Annotated in this window: 15 protein-coding genes; 7 read left to right on the top strand and 8 right to left on the bottom strand. The window is 37.1% G+C overall.

What is annotated here, in order from left to right:
• Position 1: 1 nt before the first annotated feature.
• From ABJH90_RS14560 to ABJH90_RS14575, 4 genes are all read right to left on the bottom strand, one after another.
• On the bottom strand, positions 2–1,417 hold the full coding sequence (locus ABJH90_RS14560) for an ATP-binding protein (RefSeq protein WP_348140599.1): 1,416 nt from the start codon (positions 1,415–1,417) through the stop codon (positions 2–4).
• A 117-nt stretch (positions 1,418–1,534) separates the two neighbouring features.
• Positions 1,535–2,086: a CopD family protein gene (locus ABJH90_RS14565; protein WP_348140601.1), complete on the bottom strand. Its 552-nt coding sequence runs from the start codon at positions 2,084–2,086 to the stop codon at positions 1,535–1,537.
• A complete protein-coding gene (locus ABJH90_RS14570; RefSeq protein ID WP_348140603.1) occupies positions 2,086–5,220 on the bottom strand; it encodes a glycosyl hydrolase in 3,135 nt (1,044 codons plus the stop codon). The genes ABJH90_RS14565 and ABJH90_RS14570 overlap by 1 nt, the downstream gene beginning before the upstream one ends.
• A 27-nt stretch (positions 5,221–5,247) precedes the next feature.
• Complete coding sequence (locus tag ABJH90_RS14575; RefSeq protein WP_348140605.1) at positions 5,248–8,385, bottom strand: glycosyl hydrolase; 3,138 nt, start codon at positions 8,383–8,385, stop codon at positions 5,248–5,250.
• Positions 8,386–8,674: 289 nt separating this feature from the next.
• Between ABJH90_RS14575 and ABJH90_RS14580 the strand changes: the two genes are divergently transcribed.
• Together ABJH90_RS14580 and ABJH90_RS14585 are read left to right on the top strand one after the other, a co-directional pair.
• Positions 8,675–9,562, top strand: a complete 888-nt coding sequence (locus ABJH90_RS14580) for a bestrophin family ion channel (protein ID WP_348140607.1) — start codon at positions 8,675–8,677, stop codon at positions 9,560–9,562.
• Positions 9,563–9,596: 34 nt separating this feature from the next.
• Complete coding sequence (locus ABJH90_RS14585; RefSeq protein ID WP_348140609.1) at positions 9,597–11,066, top strand: glycoside hydrolase family 30 beta sandwich domain-containing protein; 1,470 nt, start codon at positions 9,597–9,599, stop codon at positions 11,064–11,066.
• A 6-nt stretch (positions 11,067–11,072) separates the two neighbouring features.
• Here the strand turns inward: ABJH90_RS14585 and ABJH90_RS14590 are convergent, their stop codons facing one another.
• Complete coding sequence (locus tag ABJH90_RS14590; protein WP_348140611.1) at positions 11,073–12,449, bottom strand: MATE family efflux transporter; 1,377 nt, start codon at positions 12,447–12,449, stop codon at positions 11,073–11,075.
• An 88-nt stretch (positions 12,450–12,537) separates the two neighbouring features.
• Positions 12,538–13,569 carry a ferrochelatase gene (gene hemH, locus ABJH90_RS14595; protein ID WP_348140613.1) on the bottom strand — a complete coding sequence of 344 codons (1,032 nt, stop codon included), beginning with the start codon at positions 13,567–13,569 and terminating at the stop codon, positions 12,538–12,540.
• A 210-nt stretch (positions 13,570–13,779) separates the two neighbouring features.
• On the opposite strand from hemH, the gene ABJH90_RS14600 reads away from it, so the two are divergent.
• Together ABJH90_RS14600 and ABJH90_RS14605 are read left to right on the top strand one after the other, a co-directional pair.
• Positions 13,780–17,304 (top strand): TraB/GumN family protein, encoded by a 3,525-nt coding sequence (locus ABJH90_RS14600; RefSeq protein ID WP_348140615.1) that lies wholly within the window; start codon positions 13,780–13,782, stop codon positions 17,302–17,304.
• Between the two features lie 30 nt (positions 17,305–17,334).
• Positions 17,335–18,171 carry an N-acetylmuramoyl-L-alanine amidase-like domain-containing protein gene (locus ABJH90_RS14605; RefSeq protein ID WP_348140617.1) on the top strand — a complete coding sequence of 279 codons (837 nt, stop codon included), beginning with the start codon at positions 17,335–17,337 and terminating at the stop codon, positions 18,169–18,171.
• 164 nt (positions 18,172–18,335) lie between these two features.
• Here the strand turns inward: ABJH90_RS14605 and ABJH90_RS14610 are convergent, their stop codons facing one another.
• On the bottom strand, positions 18,336–19,103 hold the full coding sequence (locus tag ABJH90_RS14610) for a ThuA domain-containing protein (RefSeq protein WP_348140619.1): 768 nt from the start codon (positions 19,101–19,103) through the stop codon (positions 18,336–18,338).
• A gap of 51 nt (positions 19,104–19,154) precedes the next feature.
• Positions 19,155–20,057: an AraC family transcriptional regulator gene (locus ABJH90_RS14615; RefSeq protein ID WP_348140621.1), complete on the bottom strand. Its 903-nt coding sequence runs from the start codon at positions 20,055–20,057 to the stop codon at positions 19,155–19,157.
• Positions 20,058–20,244: 187 nt separating this feature from the next.
• On the opposite strand from ABJH90_RS14615, the gene hemA reads away from it, so the two are divergent.
• From hemA to ABJH90_RS14630, 3 genes are read left to right on the top strand one after another with little or no spacing between them, the layout of a single operon-like run.
• Positions 20,245–21,501: a glutamyl-tRNA reductase gene (gene hemA / locus ABJH90_RS14620; protein ID WP_348140623.1), complete on the top strand. Its 1,257-nt coding sequence runs from the start codon at positions 20,245–20,247 to the stop codon at positions 21,499–21,501.
• Positions 21,498–22,412, top strand: coding sequence for a hydroxymethylbilane synthase (hemC, locus tag ABJH90_RS14625; protein ID WP_348140625.1), 915 nt, complete (start codon positions 21,498–21,500; stop codon positions 22,410–22,412). The genes hemA and hemC overlap by 4 nt, the downstream gene beginning before the upstream one ends.
• Complete coding sequence (locus ABJH90_RS14630) at positions 22,409–23,089, top strand: uroporphyrinogen-III synthase (protein WP_348140627.1); 681 nt, start codon at positions 22,409–22,411, stop codon at positions 23,087–23,089. The genes hemC and ABJH90_RS14630 overlap by 4 nt, the downstream gene beginning before the upstream one ends.
• The last annotated feature ends 1 nt before the right edge of the window (position 23,090 follow it).

The raw sequence follows: 23,090 nt of genomic DNA on the forward strand, positions 1-23,090 counted from the left end.
ATTAATTTTTTGCTCCTTTTGGAAACATAACAGTGAATACGGTTCCTTTACCAGGCTGAGAAGTAAAATCAATAGTTCCGTTATAAGTTTCAACAATATTCTTCACCATGCCAAGACCTAAGCCCATCCCACTGGTTTTAGTTGTAAACTTGGGTTCAAACACTTTATCTTTAAAGCCATCCTGAATTCCAATACCATTGTCCGCCACAGATATTTTTACTTTATCTCCCTGTGAAACCACCGAAACTAATATTCTTGGTGATTCTACTTCTGGAACGGCTTGTATTGCATTCTTCACCAAATTGGTAATTACACGTACCAATTGGGTGCGGTCTAGCTTGGCAATAATTTCCTCTTCATCTGCCATAAAATGAATGTATTTTTCATTAAAAATGTCCAATGCCAGTTTAACTATTTTTACGACATTTAAATTTTCATTCTGTTGAGCAGGCATTTCCGCAAAGCTTGAAAAAGCGGAAGCAATACTGCTCATGGTATCTATTTGTTGAATCAAAGTCCTGGAATATTCCTTTACTTTGGTTTGTACATCAGGATCTTCAGGATTAAATTTTCTTTCAAAACTTTGAACACTTAATCGCATAGGAGTAAGTGGATTTTTAATTTCGTGAGCTACCTGCTTGGCCATCTCGCGCCAAGCCTGTTCTCTTTCACTCCGCGCTAGTTTGGCCGCGCTTATTTCTAATTCATCAATCATATCATTATATGAATTAATAAGTTTACCTATTTCGTGACCTGGATTTTCAATAAGGATTTTTTCATTTCTTTTCGTTAGGTCCGTTTGTGTAATCTTATCAGAAATGGTTTGTAATGAACGGGTTATGTATTTTGAAATAAAATAAGCAAGTACAATGGCAATGAGCAACATAAAAAGATAGACGACAGATAGCCGAATTAAGAACTCCCTAAGTTCCATGTCGTTAAGAGTGTTATCCTCAAAATATGGCAAATTTAATATGCCAATTGGTTTAAATTTATCATCGTTTATGTAGGTATATGAAGCCTGATATTTATCCCCCGCAGCAGTATCGTCGAGTATATAACGCTTGTCCACTGTATTAGATAACATATTAATTATTTCCGCTCCCAAGTGAAGAGATATGGAATCATTTCTGAATCTAGGTTTTGAGCTCTTGATTAAATTCCCCTGAAGGTCATAAATATTGAAATTAACATTTTGGACATCAGCAATCCGATAAATTTCATCTTTAAATATCAGCGCTAGATTTTCTGTAGTTACCGGGTAAGTGGTTTCCTGTAAAGTATAAGCTATGCTTTGTTTTATCTGACCCTCCTTCCGTTCCAAACGGACCTGGTGATAATCTTTAGATTGCTCCCTATATTGGTATATAGTAACCCCAGCTATTAATACTGATGCTATAACCACCAGTAAAATCATAGCGACAAAAATTTGGGATCTAAGGGATAACTTTTTAAGCAAGGACTCCTGATTTGAGTTTAAAGATAGCAATAATCAAGCCAAAGCAGCCTATCAAATTCTTCAAATTCAAGTAGATTAAGCGGTGGGATTCTTGTCTCTAATTCTCTTGTACAAACGAATACCAAGCATCAGAAGAATACCAAGGACAATAATCCCCAATACACCAAATATCCAATTGAAAGTACCCTTTAATATGACCAAAAAAGTAACCGCAAAAAGTATCACAGTAGCGCCTTCATTCCAAATACGCATAAAATTTGAAGTATACTTTATTTCATCTCGCTGTAATTGAAGGTATATTAAATGTGTTTTCCAGTGATAAGCAATTAGCAATACTACAAAGAACAATTTAATAAGCATCCATGGTTGATCTAACCAGGCTGGTATTAACAATAGCAACCAGATGGCAAATATTGTACACAAAAAAGCTGAAGGCCACGTAATTATATACCATAACCGTTTTGTCATAAGCTTAAGTTGATCAGAAAGTATTTCCTTATCAGGAGAAGGCTTATCGGCTGCTTCAATATGATAAATGAACAATCGGGGTATATAAAATAAGCCTGCAAACCATGTTACAACAAATATCAGATGCAATGCTTTTATATAATTGTAGTATTCCCCCATTATTTCCTATATCTAATTGCCCCTATACCAGCTTCCCATAATTTATTATTAAAATCCGGAAGTTCTTTCTCTAAAAATTCATCTCCACGGATTTTCAACTGCTCCCATTCTTTGTCCAATTCATTTTTGCGAAGCCTGCATGATGTATTAACTCTAGGTATTGTACTGTTAGTTTCGTTTATTAGAAATAAATACTCTGCTGTAAATTTATTTGGAAAGTTTTCCACATCGTCATAGGCCTTGGATTTACGTTGTATCATATCTTCATCCCATGCGTTCAATTTCTTATAGAGAGTCATCCCAGCCTTCCTAAGAGTATTATCTTCAAGGTTATTTATGATATCTTTAAGTTGCGTCTTAGCACTAAATAGAGTATTTATCAATAAGTGCATTTGGGTAACATTTAGTTCCATTTCCGTCATAAATGCATCGTAAGCGGCATATTGACCCTCCTGAGTTTCGAAACCTGGTGTTTCAAGAATTTTAGCTGTGGTACTTGCTGTTTTTTCTCCTTGTTGTAATTTTAAAGTATAGCTTCCGGGCGGTACCTTATGCCCCCTGAAGTTAGCTTCAATATATACATCAGGGATACCCGGAATTATCGGATAAAGCATGTCCCATACAAATCTGTTTAGTCCTATTTCTGTAGAAAGAAGGGGGGCCGGAGGTGGTCCTCCACCGTTATGCTTTTTATAATTTGGATCTTTTTTAGAACTAAACTTTCGAATAAGCATTCCCTTGTCGTTAAGAATTTCCAGAGAAATTTCCGTAGAATCAGAGCTCTTGGGTAATTCATAATACAGTACCACCCCATTAGCGGGGTTGACTCCGGAAAAAGGATTCGTTCCTTTAAAACTATCCGAACTCTTATTTAAAGGGCTTTGCCAGGAACCATTATAAGCATCCTCAGGCTGCATTATTTTTAAATCCCCATTTTGAGTTTTGTGCTGGCCAAGTGCGCCGAGGTCATCTAAAATCCAAAAAGATCTTCCTGAAGTGGCTACGATCAAATCGCCCTGATGTACCATCAGATCCGTAATAGGTGTTATGGGTAAATTTAGCTGAAACGGCTCCCATAAGGTTCCTCCATTCCAGGAAATATAGATCCCTTTTTCTGTGCCGGCATAAAGAAGATTTTTACGTGAAGCATCTTCCCGAACAACTCTGGTAAAGGAACCGTAAGGTATTCCGGAACTAATATTTGTCCAGCTTTTACCATAATCATTGGTTTTGTATAATGCAGGAGTGTAATCATTAAACTTATATCGGGTAGTTGCTATGTAAGCAGTAGCCGGGTCATGTGGAGAAACTTCAATAGCATTAACCAAACATTCTTTTAGACCCCTGGGCGTAACGTTTTCCCAGGTACCCCCACCATCCTTTGTTAAATGAACAAGCCCATCATCACTCCCTGTCCATAATACTCCCTTTTCATGGGGCGATTCAATAATATGAGCTATTGTTCCATAATTTTCAGCACCTACTGCCTCAACGGTATAAGGACCTCCTCCTTTACCCTGTTTGTCGTCCATATTGCGTGTTAGGTCTGGAGATATTTCCTCCCAGTTGAGCCCTTTATCCCTTGTTCGTAAAACCAATTGGGCACAATGATAAAAAGTGTCGGGTTCATGTTGAGATTTTATTATTGGGGCACTCCAGTTATATAGGTATTTCATATCCCTAGCAGCTCTACCTAAATACTGAATAGGGGCTGCCATTATTTTTGTTTCTGACTTGGTATCCATATCAAGTATTTCGATAGTCCCTAAATAATTGCCCCCCATAACGTACCTGGGATTATCAGGATTAAATGCCAGAAAAGCACTTTCACCACCAGCTGCATAAGTCCAATCGCGTTCAGAAATTTCCCCCCGGCCTAATGAAAGACTGGCAATTTTTACAGAGGAATTGTCTTGTTGCCCGCCATAGATGTTATACGGAAAAAGCCTGTCAGCATTTATACGGTAGATCTGAGCGGTAGGCATAATATCCTGAGTTGACCATGATTTTCCATGATCAAAAGTTATAGCAGCTCCCCCATCGTTGGCTATAACCATGTTTTTTGAATTATCGGGATTAATCCAGAGATCATGGTAATCTCCATGAGTACCCGTGATCAATTCCCATGTTTTACCTCCGTCAATAGATCGTAAAGCCTGAGCGCTCATGACATAAACCGTATTTTCATCATTAGGATCCGGAAACACTTCAATATAATACCAGGCTCGTTGCACCAATCTGTTATCACCACTTACCATCGTCCAGGAATTTCCGGCATTCTCAGACACAAACAATCCTCCTTTATCTTGCTCAGAATCACTTTCAATTAATGCATAAACCTTATTAGAATTGGCCGGGCTTACGCCGATAGCCATCTTACCTTTTTCGGCAGGCAGGCCTTCATGTATTTCGAACCAATTTTCTCCTCCATCAACAGATTTATACAGCCCGCTTCCAGGCCCCCCACTAATAACTATATTTGGTTTCCTTTGATGCTGCCACATTGCGGCGTAAAGCACCTCAGGTGTATTGGGATCCATCGAGAGTTCTGAACATCCGGTAAGTGTATTTACAAATAATACTTTCTCCCAGCTATCTCCGCCATCAGTAGATTTATAAATTCCGCGTTCTTCATTAGGTGCATAAAGTGCTCCCTGAGCGGCGACATATACAATATCCGGATTGTTAGGGTGAATTACAATACGTGAGATATGCTGAGTTTTACTCAACCCCATCTTATTCCATGTTTTCCCTGCATCCGTAGATTTATAAACTCCATCTCCATACGAGGTCATAACACCTCTTGGTGCGTGTTCACCCATACCACAGTAAACAACATTTGGGTCAGAGGCCGAGACAGCAACTGCACCTACAGAACCAGTTTCAAAAAACCCATCAGAAATATTCTCCCAACGTTGACCGGCATCGGAAGTCTTCCAAAGACCGCCTCCTGTAGTACCCATATAATAAGTTAAAGGATCTCCTATAACTCCAACCGAAGTAACGGACCTTCCTCCACGAAATGGTCCTATATTGCGATACTTAAGTGGTTCAAAATAAGTCTCTGCATCCTGAGCAAGGCCCAGGCTAACAGTGAATACAAGAACAAGTCCGACATAAATTTGTTTCATCATAATAGTATTGGTTCTTTTTATAAAGTTCTATTCTTCTATAAACAAGTAATTCAGGTTTAAATCATTAAACGCTTTATTAAATTCTTTGATTTCTTTATCAACCATTCTGTTAAATGCGCTGAGTTGTGCGTTGATCTTTGCGGTTAATTCATTTTTTACAGCAATATCCTGCTCAGTTGGGGGGAAGTCATCTATAGAGACCAAACTATTCAAATGTGCCAGCTTGTTAGTGAGCCGGATTGGAAAGTTCAAAGGATCCTGTCCACTGCGGTTTTTAGTTTGATATAGCGCCTTTTCAATCTCTTCAAATCCCTTTTTCATTTCCTTAGCTTTTTCCACTAAATCCTCAGTTGTGGAATTTCCTTTATACTGTTTCATAAAAGCATCTAATTGGGAAGTGATTTTACGTATCTTTTTAATGGATTGATGTGCATTATCAACTGTAGAATTTATATCGCTGATAAAATCGTATTGCTTTTGCATATCATCTACTGAAACTTCAGCTCTGGGATCAGCCAAAACGGAAAAAGTTTCGGATATACTTGTGCCATTTCTGTTTAAATATACTTTATAGGATCCCGGTACTGCCTTTGCCCCCGCCAGATTGGCCCACCATAATATCATACCATCCAGTTTTTCTGCGCCTTTGCCCCGTGTATCCCAAACATGGGTATTTCCTTTATTTTTAACTTTTAACTTTTTATCCTTTTTTTCACTATAAGTGCTAAAATTAGCCAGAGTATCGCCAGACATAGACATGTAAGTTATTGAAATGCTATCTTTCTTATCCCAGTCATTTAGATAAAAATGAGTCACTACGCCCCCCGGATGGTTTTGTCCTTCTGTTTTTGAAGGTTTACTGGCTGCCTGCCCTTTGGTCCTGTAGGCGGCTTTAGGTTTATAAAGTATTGTAGCGGCATTTTTTTTCGCAGTATCAAGTTGATGAAGCACCGTAAGATCATCAATTATCCATAAACTGCGCCCCTGGGTTGCTACAATAAGATTATCATCCTTGATAGTAAGATCCGTTACAGGAACTATAGGTAAATTAAGTTGAAAAGCCTGCCAGTTTTGCCCATCATTAAAACTAATATACATCCCGGTTTCTGTTCCCGCATATAGGAGACCCTTTCTTTTTGGGTCTTCCCGAAGAACTCGCGTAAAATGTTCGTTATTTATACCGTTCGTTATTTTTATCCAGGTTTTTCCAAAATCATTGGTCTTGTACAAGTACGGTTCAAAGTCGCCCAACTTATAGCGCGTAGCTGCTACATAACAAGTGCCCTCATCAAAAGCAGACGGCTCAATACTGTTTATCATACTCCATTCGGGCATGCCGGAAGGTGTGACATTTTCCCAACTTTCACCCCCGTTGCGTGATACATGAATAAGTCCGTCATCACTCCCCACCCAAAGCAGACCTTCTTTTAGTGGACTTTCATTTGCTGCAAAAATGGTACAATAATACTCCACTCCGGTATTGTCCTGTGTAATTGGTCCGCCGCTAGATAGAAGTTTATCAGGATCATTTCTGGTTAAATCCCCACTCAATAGTTTCCAGCTCTGTCCCTCGTTCTCACTCACATGTACGTGATTGGAAAAGGTATATAATTTCTTTGGATTATGTTTGCTAAAAATAATAGGGAAATTCCATTGAAAACGGTATTTCATTCCTTCAGCTCCATATCCCATTGGATTATCGGGCCAAACATTCACTCCGCGAACAGTTCCGGTCTTGTGATTTACCCTTGTTAAAAATCCTCCGTAGCTTCCTCCGTAAACAATATCATTGTTTAAAGGGTCTACAGCAATGTGTGCTGATTCACCTCCGGCCGTTTCTTCCCAATCATCTTCACTAATACTTCCACCATCACTGCGATGTTTAATACGTATTGTCGAATTATCCTGTTGCGCAGCATAGATTCGAAAAGGAAAATCATTATCGGTTGTAACCCTGTAAAACTGAGCTGTAGGTTGATTGTAATACGTACTCCAGGTTTCACCTCCATCATAAGAAATCTGAGCTCCTCCATCATCTCCAATTATCATACGTTTAGAATTTTCAGGCGCGATCCACAAATCGTGATGATCCCCATGGGGTGCATTGAAGGTGTTAAAAGACTTTCCGCCGTCTGTAGATTTATGGTAACGTACATTCAAAACATACACAACATCTTCATCCTCCGTATCGGCATATAATCGGGTATAATACCAAGCTCTTTGTCTTAGCTTTCTTTCACTGTTAACCTGTGTCCATATTTTACCGCCGTCTTCACTTCTATAAAGACCACCTTTTTCCTTTTGTTCAACAATGGCCCATACGCGTTCAGAATTTTTAGGTGATACGGTTACACCAATAATTCCCAAAGTATCTGTTGGGAACCCTTCGTTTTTTGAAATTTCACTCCAGGTTTCTCCACTATCTGTGCTTTTCCATAAAGCAGAGCCATCTCCACCGCTGCTTAGGCTGTAAGGCGTCCTTTTTGCCCTCCATGTAGATGTATACAAAATTCGCGGATTGTTAGGATCCATAACCAGGTCAACCGCTCCTGCTTGTTCATTTACAAAAAGGGTGTTACGCCAGGTAGTACCCCCATCTGTACTCTTGTAAATACCACGGTCCCGAGTTGGTTTATAAATATTTCCTAATACTGCAGCATACAAAATATCCGGGTTATCTGGATGTATTCGAATACGAGGTACATGTCTGCTTTTTTTCAGACCTGCGGACTTCCATGTCTTACCTGCGTCCTCAGTTTTCCAGACACCATAACCAGAAGATACATTCCCCCGTAAAGTTTTTTCACCACCGCCAACGTAAATTACGTTGGGATCACTTTTCGCGACTTCCACTGCACCTATACTGCCTCCAAAAAACCCATCTGAAATATTTTCCCAACTCCTGCCACCATCTGTTGTTTTCCAAACACCCCCTCCTGCAGCTCCAAAATAAAAAAGATTGGGTTCTCCCGGAACTCCGGTTACGGCCGCAGATCGTCCACCGCGAAAAGGGCCTGCCAATCTATATTCAAGGCTTGAATATAATGCTTCAGGGTATTCAATTTGGGTATTAGAATTAGCACGCCTTTTTTGAGCGTAGGTTAGAGAGATAAAAGAAAAAACAGCCAAAATTAAAAGTCCGGCTTTAACAGTATTCATCTTCATATTATTCTTATTTGAATTAGTCTGGCTAAATGTAGGAAAAAAGTAGCGAATTTAGAATGGAATATCCGAGTAGATGATTCTATTTGATCAAACCAATTATATTTACTTTTTAGGTGTTGAATGGACCTAATTAGAAGCGTTTTGAACGCTTCGTGCAGAAATATTCCCTAATTTTACTATTGAGAATTTATTGGAAAATTCAACAAATAAAGCAAGCTAATCTAAATACCATATGCTCGTGTTTCCTAGATTAAGAAAGAAAACAAGAATACCTATAAAGAAATAATCAATGATATTAGAAAAGAGAATACCATTAAAATATTGGTTTAAAGAAATAAAATGGGACCTGCTCATTGTAAGTGTCTTTTCGGTAATTATTTATTTTATTAAGCTTTATTTAATTGACCTGGATATTCCATTAAGTATAGGGGCATTTTTAGGAACAGCTATTGCCTTATTATTATCTTTTAAACTTTCGCAATCCTACGATCGTTGGTGGGAAGCCCGAAAAATTTGGGGTGCTATAGTTAATGATTCAAGGACTTTAGTGATACAGCTAAAACAGTTCTGTAAAGAATCCGATAACAGTATTGTGAAAACTATGGCGTATAGACAAATTGCTTGGTGTTACACACTAGGGCGGCATTTGCGAAAACAGGATGTGCTTGGTAATTTGGAAGACTTTATTTCTGAGGATGAAATAATATTTATAAAGCAAAAAAATCATGTCCCTCTGACTTTACTGGACCATCATGGGCAAAATGTAAGATCCCTCCATAGGGAAAATTTACTCAATGATTTCCAACAAATACAGTTAGATTCTACCATTTTGAAATTTACGGCCTCTATGGGCATGGCTGAGCGAATAAAAAATACAGTGTTTCCCAGAACGTACAGAAATGTTCTACACTTTTTTATTTATATTTTTTTGTTATTGTTATCATTGGCACTTGAAAATATCTATGGGTTTTTGGAGATTCCATTGTTAGTTTTAATTTCCATTCCTTTTTTTATGCTCGAGAAAATTGCATTTGTCATTCAGGACCCTTTCGAAAATAAACCTACAGATACGGCTATGACCAGCATTGCACGTAACATTGAGATCAATATTAAGGAGCTTCTAGGGGAAAAAGAATTTCCTGAGCCTTTAAAGAATAGTGGGTTTTATATTATGTGAATGTATTCTAATTCTCTTATAAAATGTAAGTCATATGTTTTTATACTTATTTAAAAAGTTAGCCCAACCAATTAATTTTCTTAGTCAAAAGTATTCTATAATTGGAATTTTTGTTGTTCTAGGTGTTCTCTTAAGCTGTAAGGAACAGTCTGGTTTAAAAGATACCGTATCAACAGCAAAAATATATCTCACCTCACTCGACCAATCCCAATTATTAAACGAGGTCGAAATTAAGAAGAGTGATATCTCAGTAACCACTTCTGTAGGATCGACAATTAACCTGGACCCTTCTGTCTCTTACCAGATAATGGATGGTTTCGGATATACGCTTACTGGTGGTAGCGCAATGCATTTACAAAAGATGACTGCCCTCTCCAGAAGCAAGATAATAGAAGAACTTTTTGGTAAAGGTGCTAAAAGTATTGGTGTGAGTTATTTAAGAGTAAGTATTGGCGCCTCGGATCTGGACGAATATCCCTGGTCCTACAACGACCTCTCATCAGGTAAATCCGATCCTGATCTCGAACATTTTACAATGGCCTACGATACACTTTATCTGATACCAACTTTAAAGGAAATACTTAAAACATCACCCCAAATAAAAATTATGGGCTCGCCCTGGTCGCCTCCCGCATGGATGAAAGATAATAAAGATACACGGGGTGGCAGCCTGATAAAAGAATACTATCCTGCCTATGCCAATTATTTTGTAAAATACATAAAAGCAATGGAAGCTGAAGGTATCCCAATTGATGCTATTACTGTTCAAAATGAACCTTTGCATCCGGGTAATAATCCAAGCTTATTAATGCTAGCTAAGGATCAGGGAGAATTTGTAAAAAATCATTTGGGTCCTGCTTTTAAAAAAAATGGAATTAAAACTAAAATAATCCTGTATGACCATAATGCAGACAGGCCAGACTATCCTATTTCTATCCTGGACGATCCAGAAACTGCACAATATGTAGACGGTTCAGCATTTCATTTATATGGAGGCACTATAGATGCCCTCTCCAAAGTTCATAATGCACATCCTGAGAAACATCTCTATTTTACTGAACAATGGATAGGTGCTCCCGGTAATTTTGAAGAGAATCTTAGTTGGCATATAGAAAATCTTATTATTGGAGCACCCAGGAATTGGAGCCGAAACGTATTACAATGGAATCTTGCAGCTGATGAAAATCAACAACCTCATACAGATCGAGGTGGCTGTACCCGTTGTCTTGGAGCTATTACTATAAAAGGTGATAGTATCATTAGAAATCCGGGCTACTATATTATTGCCCATGCTTCAAAATTTGTGCCTCCTGGTTCTGTTAGAATAAATTCTAACCAGGAGGAGAATTTACTTAATGTGGCCTATAGCACTCCAGAAAATAAAACAGTAGTAATTTTACAAAATAAGAAAAATGAGACTATTACTGTTGAGCTCAATAAAGAAGAAGAAAAGTTAATAATCACTTTAGGCAGTAAGGACATAGCTACATTGGTTTGGGAATAATAAATCTCAGACTAGTACCTTTTTTACTTCTTTTCTTAAATAAAATCCGGTAACCAGTGTAGCTAATACATCCGCAATTGGGAATGAAATCCAAACACCCAATTCGCCTAAATAATTTGGTAAAGTCAGGATTAAAGGAATGAAGAAGAATCCCTGCCTGGTTAATGTAAGTAGTAAAGCGGGAACCGCTTTCCCGACAGCCTGAAAGTATGCGGCCCCTATTAGTTGCAGGGCAATAACAGGTGTCGCGGCAAAAACCCATCGCATTGCAGAAGGAGCATGTTCCAATACAAAGGCATTTGTTGCAATTTCAAGGGCTGGCATATTTGGCTTATCACTTAAAAATAAAGATGTGATCTCTGCAGGAAAAATCATAAGGACCACAAAGACCAGAGTAGCTAAAATGGCAGCGTAGATGATAGCTGTTTTAATTGACTCCCTTACCCTATCATATTTCTGTGCCCCATAATTATAGCCTGCAATAGGAAGGAATCCCTGGGTAACACCAAATACAGGGAATAGTGCAAACATTAGCATTCTTGCAATAATGGCATAGACAGCTACCATTGGTTCTCCTCCCAGGGCAAATAAAATATTGTTCATAAGCAAATATGTGATACTTGTTACCGCCTGCCGCGAGAGGGTAACAAATCCCAGACTTCCTATTTCTCGTAAAATATCTTTATCTAATCCGAAATGTGACCAATTAATTTTTAATTCAGAGTTTTTTGATCTGAAGAAATAAAAAATATAGGCAAAACACATAAAATAACTAGTCGTAGTTGCCCAGGCTGCACCCGCCATTCCCCAATCAAAGACATAAATGAATATGTAGTCTAATAAGAGGTTGCCTATTGATGGAATAATCATAGCAATCATAGCAAACTTAGGTTTCCCTTCAGCGCGAATAACTGTATTGCCCATCATACAAAGAGCTAAAAAAGGTACTCCGTATAAAACTATGATATAATAAATCTTTGCCGGATCAAATATGGCCCCCTTACCCCCAAATGCAGGAATTAAACTATCTACATAGTAGAGACCTAAAACCACCATAGCAATGGTGACCAATAAAGTTAGCGTAATCTGATTCCCAAAGGTTTTAAGTGCCTTCTCTTTATGATCTGCGCCAAGAGCGCGAGAAATAATACTGCTTCCCCCAATCCCAATTGCCATTCCCAATGCCGCAATAAAAAATGAAACTGGTAGAACTACATTAATGGCCGCTATAGCAATAGAACCAATCCAGTTACCGACGAATATAGTATCTACCAATATATTGAGGGACATCACAAGAATGCCTATCGAAGCGGGTACTGCTTGTCTAATAAGGAGTTTTCCAATGGGTTCCGTCCCTAATTGATCTGCGGAGACTTTCGCCATTATTGTGCACTAATTATGAAATTAAACATATACTGTTTAGATGATTTCATCCTTTACAAGTCCAATGATAATAAATGAATGCCAGGCATTAAACCGGAAGTATTTCATTTTCATGCCAATTATTTATCCATTCCGCCATTAGAGCCACCCAGGAATCACTTTCATTTAAGCAAGGAATATGAATATAGTCCTCACCGCCCGCTTCCATGAATTGTTCTTTGCCTTCCATAGCAATTTCTTCAAGAGTCTCGAGGCAATCACTTACAAAAGCAGGTGTAATCACGGCTAGCTTCTTAATTCCGGCTTTCGCCAGACGTTCAAATTCAAAATCTGTATAGGGTTTTAACCATGGATCACCGGCTAAACGCGATTGGAAAGAAGAACTCACTTTGTCTTCGTTCAGATTTAACTCCGCCTTTACTAATTCTGTGGTATCATAACACTGATGTCTATAACACGTATTGTGTGCAACCGAGTTTATCTGGCAACAACTTCCATCTATTTTACAATGGAATTTAGTTGGATCTGACTTTCTTATGTGTCGTTCCGGAATACCGTGATAAGAAAATAATATATGATCATAATCAAAGTTCTCTAGTCCCTTCAAAATTCGTTCAGAAAGTACTTTTATGTAATCCGGATTTTTATAAAACGCCGGTAAGGTAGTAATTCTTAGTTCCGGATAATTCGCCTGCTGTTCCTGCATTGTTTTAACTACAACAGTCTCATAGGAAGACATGGCATAGTGAGGGTAAAGCGGTACCAGTAATATTTCACTCACTCCTTTGTCTTTTAATTCCTTTAAGGCATTCTTAATACTCATTGAACCATAGCGCATCCCGAGGGCAACAGGAAGTTCTGTTTGCTGCCGGACTTTTGATGCAAAGCGTTCTGAAATTACTATTAAAGGAGATCCTTCTTCCCACCATATCTTAGCATATGCCCTTGCCGATTTCTTTGGACGTGTTTGGAGAATAATTCCTCGAACAATCAGGTTACGCAGCCAATTTGGTACATCAATCACGCGCTCATCCATCAAAAACTCGTCCAGATATGGTTTTACTTCTTTTGCAGTAGGACCATCAGGAGATCCTAAATTCACTAGTAATACACCCTTCATAATTCTTTTTTAAGCTACTTTTTTTAACAATGCAAAAATACTACTTGGAATGAAACTCCGTTAAAATATGGTGAATACTTTTCTGATGTCCTTATAAGTAATCCCTATTGAGCTAACCACTCCAAGCGGGAATTAGTTAAAAATTGCACTGGAATCAGAAAATATTTTTACCTCGTAATAATTACACGGGGATCCAAACAAACCAAAATAATGCGCTTAACCTTTGTAATCATTTGCTTTGCTTTATCACTGATGGGTTATTCCCAGTCGGAGAAAAGCTTACTATGGGAAATATCCGGTAACGGCTTAGAAACATCTTCCTATTTATACGGTACCATGCACGTTAGTAAAAAGATTGCTTTCCGATTAGACGATGTCTTTTATGAAGCCCTTGATAAAAGTGAAGTAGTCGCTCTCGAATCTGATCCTGAAACCTGGTTGGAAAGTGAAGAACGTTTTGGTTCAAGTTCTCAGAAAGAAGGATATGGTTTCACCACCAAAGGATTTTATACACATTCCTTCGCTTTGCAGCATCCACGAAAAAAAGATCTTGCATCTTACCTGGCATTTGAAGAAAGGTTAGTAAACAGTATCCTTTACAGAACCAATGAATATTCACAAAATTTTGAGGAGGACACCTATTTGGATATGTTCATCTATCAGGCAGGAAGTCGGTTTAACAAGCCTATCCTTGCGCTGGAGAAACTGGAGGAGTCAGCAGCACTGGTAGGAAGGGCTGGCCTGAATTCTATGAAAATGAAACCGGATGAATGGCTTCAAAAACGAATGCAACAACAAGATCTGATGTTTTTAATGCAGGATGCATATAGAGAGCGTAATTTAAGCTTATTAGATTCTATTGATAAAGCGATGTATACTGATCATTATCTAAAAAATATGCTCTATATCCGCAATGAGAACATGGCGAGAAGTTTAGATTCTGCAATGCAAAAAGCCAAAGTTTTTGCAGGAATTGGAGCAGCTCATTTACCAGGTGTGCATGGTGTAATTGCATTATTACAAGAAAAAGGATATGTTGTACAACCCCTTGTTTCTGAAGCTACGGAAAAAGGTCAAAAACTCAAAGACAAATTCGTTAAGAAAATAAGGGAACATTCTTATAACACTTTTGGGCCAGATGATAATTTCTTTACCATTTCACTCCCCAATAAATTATATCCAATTTCCGAAAGAATTACTACGGTTTACGTTTCACCAGATTTGGCAAATGGAAGTTATTTAATGGTAAACAGGATACCCACATATGCCAGTTTGAAAGCGGGAGGAGATTACACTTTGGGGGATATTGAACAATTATTATTTGAAAACATACCAGGAACCATTTTAAGTAAAACACCTATTATAAACAAGAGGTATAAAGGCCTGGATATTAGAAACAAATTAAAGAATGGTGATCATCAGCGATACCAAATTTACATAACCCCGCTGGAGATACTTATTTTTAAAATGGGAGGAGAAGGTGATTACGTCATTAATTATTCCGATATAATATTTAATAGCCTCAAGTTTAAGGCACCTAATGAAGGGAGTAAGCTCATTTCTTCAGTTTACAAGGACTTTGAGATATCCATGCCAGGACTTCATAAATTTACAAACGCATCAAGAGGAGGTAGTCGCAGCATTGAAGGATATGACCACGTAACCAATTCTTATTATTTCCTTAAGAAGACTACCCTTAACGATCTAAATTTTATTGAGGAAGACACATTTGAACTTAAACAAATTCAAAAACGAATATACCAGGACCTTAAGCTTAAACCAAAATACAATTCTTTTGAAAATAAATCTCTTACTTCCAAAGCTGTTTGGGATTCAGTAACGGGTCAGAATTTATATCTGAAAACAATAATAAAAAGGGGCGATTATTATTTGCTAGGCGCGCGTACCAACAGTGAAATAAACGCAAAGGATTTCTTTAAATCTTTTAAGATTAGAGAAGTATCTTATCCCGAAACATTCAAAAAGGTGGTCGATACTGCTATGCATTTTAGTACGGTTACATCTATAGATCCTCCGAAATTTGTTGAAAACAGCAATTACCAGTTCAGTAATAAGAAAAAAACAAAAGCATATAGTCCCTATTCCAAAAAGACAATTTATCAAAACAAAAATAATGAGGCAATTGAGATAGAGATAACAAAATCACATGACTATCTCACCTTTTCCAATATCGATTCTATTTGGGTTTTACGGAAAAAACAATATTCTGATAAACAATTTAATATTCAAAATGAGGAAACCAAAACATCAGGTGATGGTTACCACGAATTACAATTCGTAATAACCGATACTGCCAGTACAAGGGGTATTCTAATTAAAAATATCATTCGGGGTGGATTATTCTACCAGTTAAAGGCAGTAGTCGATACCATTTCAGAACCCAGTCCGTTTGTAAGTGCCTTTTTTGACAATTTTAAACCGGAAGGCGAGCCTATAGGAAGAGATCTTCTTGAAGATAAAACAGCAGATTTCTTTGCTGCACTAAGAGAAAATGACAGTATAGTCATAAAAGGTTATAGATATCTTTTGTTTGATGAACGCCATATAGATTCATTAACCTACTATATTTCACAATACTCCTTTGATGAGGACAAAAAGCATATACAATCTTACCTCATAAACAAATTAGGAGAATTGCAGCATCAAAAGGTTATTCCCTTCATGAAGGATTTATATGCCAAATCATATAATAATTCTAGTGCCCAAATTAAAATTCTGCAGTCCATTGCCAGGAAAAAAACTGAAGCCTCCGCGAGTCTATTGCTTGATCTTATGTCACAAGATTTGCCTCTGGTTTCTAATACGGCGGAGATCAAGAGTATTTTTAAACCGTATGAAGACAGTTTGGAATTAGCAAAAAGATTATATCCCGAGTTGCTTGAATACAGTTCAATTACCGAATACAAAGCGCCTATTTTTTCACTTCTGGCACAGCTAAAAAAAGAAGATCTCGTAAAACCCGCGCAATATAAAAAATACAGAGGCCGGCTTTTAAATGATGCTAAAATTCTCTTGAAAAGGCATCTCGGTGAACAAAATAACAATCAATTAAAAACAAGGCAGGCAAACTATATCAGGCTCAGAAATAATAAAATCCTGGAAGATTATGTTGTTTTACTATATCCCTTTTCCGAAGAAAAAGAAATGGGTCAATTTTTTAACAGACTCCTTTTAGTAAAAGATCCACAAATTCGAAGCACCTATGTTACACAGCTTGCATTAGATGAGAAAAGTATACCTGCTGCAGTGATCAATTCTATGGCCTATGATATTAATAGCAGGCTTTTGTTGTATACCAAGTTAATACACCAAGGGAAATCTGACATTTTTCCACATCAATACAGTTCTGAACAATCCTTGGCTGAAGCCCTCATTTATAAGGACAGAAGATTTGACAGTAATAAAGATAAGGTTATATACCTAGGTGACAGGTCTGTTAATTATATGAGTAACCCCTATACCGCGTATTATTTTAAGACACAAAATAGCCAGGATTATCATAAGAATTTTAAAGTCCATATTGTGGTATTTGCAGATGACACCCTCTTCAATTCAGTTCCATACTATATTAATGACGGATTGCGGATGGCAGATACGGATACTGAGGAGGAGGCAATCAACTTTGTGACTGAAACCTTTTTATTAAAAGATCGAAAAAGGGCTATAGCTTACAGGCCAAACCAGTATCGTGGTTATGGAAGTTTTGGCTTCTAAATTGTACTTTTGTTTTATATGCAAATGGACATGAAATTATTTTCTTTATTTTTTTTCTTTTTATTATCTCTTACTATTAGTGCCCAACAGCTTATTTGTACAGATCAAGACAAAAAAGCATTTGATATTAAGATTAGAGAAATTCAAAATTTAAAACAATCAGATTTTGGCAATACAATGGTCGCCGTTGGTGAAACATTTCTAGGAACCCCTTATGTAGCCAAAACATTGGAAGTAGGAGAATCTGAATCTTTGGTTATAAATTTACAAGGGATGGATTGTACTACCTATGTGGAGAATGTTTTGGCCTTTAGTACTTTGTTAATTGAGGATAAAATGAATTTTGATTCATTCGCCAATACTCTTGAAAACATTAGATATAAAGATGGTGAATTAGATGGTTATGCTTCCCGATTACATTATTTTTCTGAATGGATCGTTAACAACCAAAAGAAAAGATTGTTGGAAGATATAACTTCAGAAATAGGGGGCACGGAAATAAAGAAAGACATTAATTTTATGAGTACTCACAGGGATTTGTATCCCTTCTTGCAGGACGAAGAAAATTTCAAAAAAATTAAGGCTACAGAAAACTATCTTAACCACCAATCTATTTGCATTTTGCCCCAGGATCAGATTGAAGCTAATGAAAATAAAATAATGAATGGCGATATTATTGCTCTAACCACTTCTATTACAGGGCTTGATATCACCCATACAGGTATTGCCATTAGAGAAAAAGATGGCCGCATTCACTTACTGCATGCTTCTTCTTCAGGAAAGGTTGAAGTATCTGAATTACCATTAGTAGAATATTTGAAAAAGATTAAAAAAAATACCGGGATAATGGTTGCAAGGCCATTATAAATATTGTGGTTCAGAGATCCGGAACCACAGCTTTGTAACTAGTCCTATTTACTAATGTATTCTTAGTAGATTACTATGGGTACCAAACCCAAAATATAATTATAATTCCTTAGATCCTTAACTATTCAAAAAACTGATTATTGGGTTCTTCAAAAGAATGTTGTTTACCTCCCCAGACAATAATTTATTCCTCCCACTAAGTGTTTCTGAAAGTCGGGTTCGTCATAAGACTCCTCGGTATGGCCTCCACCGGTATAAAAAACGCGACCTCCATCAAATTCATGATACCATGCAATGGGATGGTTATCTCCGTTTGTGCCTCCTTCATATGAAGTTTCATCCAAGTAGATAAGCACCTCCATATCCGGATTTATATTTTTATAATTATACCATTCATCATTGCGCTCCCAAGTATCATTTAAATGAGAAGTAGATAAATGCTGTCTGTTTACGACGTTCATTTTGGCCACTCTTACATTGGGGTCATTTGGATGGCTGGTAAAATATGCCCCTACCAACTTACCATACCATGGCCAGTCATATTCAGTGTCACTGGCGGCGTGAATTCCCATGTAATTACCTCCATTGTTAATATAATTCTTAAATGCCTGCTCCTGATCCGCGCCCAATACGTCCATAGTTGTACTTAAGAAAAGAATCAAATCATATTTTTTTAAATTGGTGTCATTAAATTGTAATGAATCTTCAGTTTGTGTAATTGAAAAACTGTTCTCTTTCCCTAAAATTTTGAGCGTTTCTACTCCTTTTTCAATAGACTTGTGCCTATAGCCCATGGTTTTTGTAAATACAAGGATTTGAGCCATTTCTTCTTTTTTGACTTCAATATTTTCTTCTTGCATTTGCGGTTGAGAAGATCCTGTAAATGAGATGCAAAAAAGCAAAAAGGCAATAAATTTTACGTGTGTTTTCATAAGTGTTTTTTATAGATGTTTAAAGATCGAGAATTCTTCCGAATGATACTACTAATTCCCTAATGACATTAAATATTTCTTTGGGGTTGTCCCGTATTTCTTCTTAAAAGATGAGATAAAATGACTAGAAGTACTATATCCTATCCTATGTCCTACTTCGTTTACATTATACTCGCCAGATTCTAGCATTTTACGTGCGAAATCCATTTTATAGTCGAATAAAAAACTGAATACTGGTTCTCCATACACTTGCTTAAAACCCTCCTTTAGTTTTTTAAGTGAGAGGCCAATCTCTTCCGATAACTGTGTCAGGGTAGGCGGTTCTGCCATACGGCTTATCATGATTTCTTTAGCCTGTTTTATTCGTTTTATATTATCCTCATCCACCAAAAAGGGGCATTGTTCTAAATCTGCATCTTCACTTTTGTTGAAATACAACGAAATTAATTCATATACTTTGGCTTTAACATAAAGTGCCTTAATTGAAGGATGGAGATTATAATTAATTATTTGGCTAAGTATAATTGCAATTGCAGGAGTAACCCCTTCCTGGGAATAATATTTTTTTTCCTTATTCTCATTGCTCAAAAAGGGAATATAGTCCGCTTCTTTTGAAAAAAGAGAATGAAACCTTCGGATGGTCATAATAACTGATACCATCCATGACATGGGATTAAGTTCCAAATTTAACGGGAGGTCTAACTGCGTATTATACAACAGTAAAGAATTCTCTTCGGACACCTCCAAGGCATAATGGCTATCATTAAAAATAAATTTTCCATTCCCTTTTAAACAAAAGTGGAATTGAATAAAGCTGCTATCAATATCCCGGGTAACTTTTTGAATCTCAGGGCCTTCATTTTGAATTTTTAACACATAAAAATCATCATCAATCAAGACTTCGGCAAAAGAACCTTGAGCGATATTTTTGGAATCTGTTTGATGTGAATTCATACTTATTCTATTTAGAAACATTCTAAATAGAATGTTTATCAACAGCTGTTAGGGCTATAAAAGTACAGGTTTTTCACGTATTTCTGATAAATTGGCTATAAAAAAACTTAAAGCGATATATATTGTACCTCCAGCGTTATTTTTATTAAGTGGATGCCGCTATTTTTGTGAGCTATATTGATAATGCATGAAGAGGTATCATATCTCCAAACATAATTCTTTTTATACCGTTGGGTTGAGTTATAAAAATGCCGACGCCGTATTAAGAGGGAAATTTAGCTTGGACCAGGAAGCAGCCGATGCGCTTTTAATGGAAGCGAAGGTAATTGGTGTTGATGGACTTCTTATTACTTCCACTTGTAATCGGACAGAATTGCACGGCTTTGCACAGCACCCCTTTCAGTTAATTAAATTACTTTGTGATCATTCACAGGGAACGGTAGAAGAATTTCAGGAAGTGGCCTATGTATTAAAAAATTATGAGGCAATTAACCATTTGTTTCTTGTAGGAACAGGATTAGACAGCCAGATTCTGGGCGACTTTGAAATAATAAGTCAATTAAAACGCAGCTTTTACCACTCCAAAAAACATGATCTTACAAATCACTTTTTGGAACGCCTGATTAATTCGGTCATTCAAGCCAGTAAGCGAATTAAAAATGAAACAGAAATCTCAACCGGGGCTACCTCAGTAGCCTTTGCTTCTGTTCAGTATATTCTAAAAAACGTTTCCAATATTGCAGAAAAGAATATTTTACTTTTTGGTACGGGTAAAATAGGCAGAAATACTTGTGAAAACCTTGTCAAACATACAAATCATTCTCATATAACCCTTATTAACCGAACCAAGGATAAAGCCGAAAAAATTGCGGGAAAGTTTAATCTTGTAGTAAAAGATCATGGAGATTTGCAAACAGAAATCCGTAATGCAGATGTCCTAATTGTGGCTACCGGAGCTAATTCTCCTACTATCTCGAAAGAACTTATTTATACCAACAAACCACTGTTGATCCTGGATTTGTCAATTCCGAAAAATGTTGCAGATAATGTATTAGAATTAAAAGATGTATCTGTATTACACCTGGATCATCTATCTCAAATAACAGATGAAACTCTTGAACGCAGAAAACAATTTATTCCTCAAGCCGAATCTATTATAGATGAAGTGAAATCAGATTTTAGCCAGTGGCTGGAAACCAGAAAATTTGCTCCGGTTATAAAAGCGCTTAAAAAGAAACTAAAATCAATGAAAGAAGAAGAACTGGATTTTCAGTCTAAAAAGCTCTCTGATTTCAATTCAGAACATGCCGATATCATAACCGAAAGAATCATACAGAAGATTACTAAACAGTTTGCCAACCATCTAAAGGAATCTGAAAATGATGCTGATGATAGTTTGCAACTAATACAAAAAGTCTTTCAACTAGAATTAAACTCCCGATGAATAAGGTCATTCGTATTGGTACCCGCGATAGTGAACTAGCACTATGGCAGGCAAATGACGTAAAGAAAAAACTTGACAAGCTGGGGTATTCCACACAATTAATACCTGTAAAATCGGATGGGGATCTGGAGTTGAATCAACCGCTTTATTCCATGGGTATTACAGGAATTTTTACAAAAACTTTGGATGTAGCAATGCTTACTGATAAAATTGATATTGCTGTACATTCAATGAAAGATGTACCTACCATTTTCCCAAAGGGCATTGTGCAGGCAGCCGTTCTGAAACGTGCAAACTACAGGGATATATTGGTACACAAAGGTCTGGATTTTCTAAATACCGAAGGAATTATTGCTACTGGCAGTTTAAGAAGAAAATCACAATGGTTACATCGCTATCCGCTTCATGAGGTTGTTGGTCTACGAGGAAATGTAAACACCCGATTGAAAAAACTAGAAGATAATTCCTGGGATGCTGCAATTTTTGCGGCGGCCGGCCTTGAACGATTAAATAAAGTTCCGGAAAACTATACGGAACTTCAATGGATGGTACCGGCACCTGCTCAAGGTGTTATGATGATTGCAGCCAAAAAGGAAGATCAGTTTTGTATTGAGTCGCTTACCTCTTTAAATCATAAAACCACAGAACTCTGCTCGCAGGTTGAACGTGAGTTTTTAAAGGAATTAGAAGGTGGCTGTACGGCACCAATAGGCGCTTTAGCTATTATTGAAAACGACTTTTTACTTTTTAAGGGTATATTATTGTCTCTTGATGGGCAACACACTGTTAGCATTGAGAAGAAAATTAGATCAGCAGATGCGGCAGATTTTGGTAAATCCTGCGCGCAAGAAGTCCTATTTAACGGGGGGAAGGAATTGATGCGGGATATAAAAATCCGGATGAGCCAATGAAAAATATACTTTCTACAAAACTCCTCACTCCTGATCAAAAAACAATTCTTAATGACGCTGGGATTCTATTTCAGGAATACGAAGCCATAAAAATCGATTTCCAAGAATTTCAGTTAGCCGGCGATTTTGATTATTACATTTTTACCAGTCAGAACGCGGTTAGGGCATTTATAAATCATAATTCCAATTTTCATAAAAAAAAGGAATTGGGAAGGGAGTGCTTTTGTGTAGGGGTTAAGACTAAGTTACTTTTAGAAGAAAACGGCTATAAAGTGGTAAAAATGACCCATAATGCGGCTGAATTAGGCCGTTTTATAGCAAAAAGCCATAAAAATGGATCATTTTTATTCTTTTGCGGAAATAGAAGAAATGATGACTTACCTGATATTTTGACAAAGGATAAGATTCATTTTGAGGAAATTGTAGTATACAAAACGGAATTAACACCTTTGCATTTTTCAGAATCCTATGATGGCATATTGTTTTTTAGTCCAAGCGGGGTAAAGAGTTTTATTTTGGCTAATGAGGTGGGTAATAGTACCGTATTCTGCATAGGAAATACCACTGCAGAAGAGGCTTTTTTATATACTGATTCTATAATAGTTGCAGATATTCCAGTTGTAGAAGATCTGTTGAAAAAGGTCGCATTGCATTATAATTTGAGCATTAAGAAATAAT

Source organism: Eudoraea sp. (assembly GCF_039969275.1).
Taxonomy (GTDB): Bacteria; Bacteroidota; Bacteroidia; order Flavobacteriales; family Flavobacteriaceae; genus Eudoraea.

What these genes read in the sequence shown, in the direction of transcription:
- ABJH90_RS14580 (WP_348140607.1), top strand. Translation starts at nt 8,675, where the DNA reads ATGATATTAGAAAAGAGAATACCATTAAAATATTGGTTTAAAGAAATA.
- ABJH90_RS14570 (WP_348140603.1), bottom strand. Translation starts at nt 5,220, where the DNA reads ATGATGAAACAAATTTATGTCGGACTTGTTCTTGTATTCACTGTTAGC.
- ABJH90_RS14565 (WP_348140601.1), bottom strand. Translation starts at nt 2,086, where the DNA reads ATGGGGGAATACTACAATTATATAAAAGCATTGCATCTGATATTTGTT.
- ABJH90_RS14630 (WP_348140627.1), top strand. Translation starts at nt 22,409, where the DNA reads ATGAAAAATATACTTTCTACAAAACTCCTCACTCCTGATCAAAAAACA.
- ABJH90_RS14575 (WP_348140605.1), bottom strand. Translation starts at nt 8,385, where the DNA reads ATGAAGATGAATACTGTTAAAGCCGGACTTTTAATTTTGGCTGTTTTT.
- hemA (WP_348140623.1), top strand. Translation starts at nt 20,245, where the DNA reads ATGAAGAGGTATCATATCTCCAAACATAATTCTTTTTATACCGTTGGG.
- ABJH90_RS14590 (WP_348140611.1), bottom strand. Translation starts at nt 12,449, where the DNA reads ATGGCGAAAGTCTCCGCAGATCAATTAGGGACGGAACCCATTGGAAAA.
- ABJH90_RS14610 (WP_348140619.1), bottom strand. Translation starts at nt 19,103, where the DNA reads ATGAAAACACACGTAAAATTTATTGCCTTTTTGCTTTTTTGCATCTCA.
- ABJH90_RS14585 (WP_348140609.1), top strand. Translation starts at nt 9,597, where the DNA reads ATGTTTTTATACTTATTTAAAAAGTTAGCCCAACCAATTAATTTTCTT.
- hemC (WP_348140625.1), top strand. Translation starts at nt 21,498, where the DNA reads ATGAATAAGGTCATTCGTATTGGTACCCGCGATAGTGAACTAGCACTA.
- ABJH90_RS14600 (WP_348140615.1), top strand. Translation starts at nt 13,780, where the DNA reads ATGCGCTTAACCTTTGTAATCATTTGCTTTGCTTTATCACTGATGGGT.
- ABJH90_RS14605 (WP_348140617.1), top strand. Translation starts at nt 17,335, where the DNA reads ATGAAATTATTTTCTTTATTTTTTTTCTTTTTATTATCTCTTACTATT.
- ABJH90_RS14560 (WP_348140599.1), bottom strand. Translation starts at nt 1,417, where the DNA reads ATGATTTTACTGGTGGTTATAGCATCAGTATTAATAGCTGGGGTTACT.
- hemH (WP_348140613.1), bottom strand. Translation starts at nt 13,569, where the DNA reads ATGAAGGGTGTATTACTAGTGAATTTAGGATCTCCTGATGGTCCTACT.
- ABJH90_RS14615 (WP_348140621.1), bottom strand. Translation starts at nt 20,057, where the DNA reads ATGAATTCACATCAAACAGATTCCAAAAATATCGCTCAAGGTTCTTTT.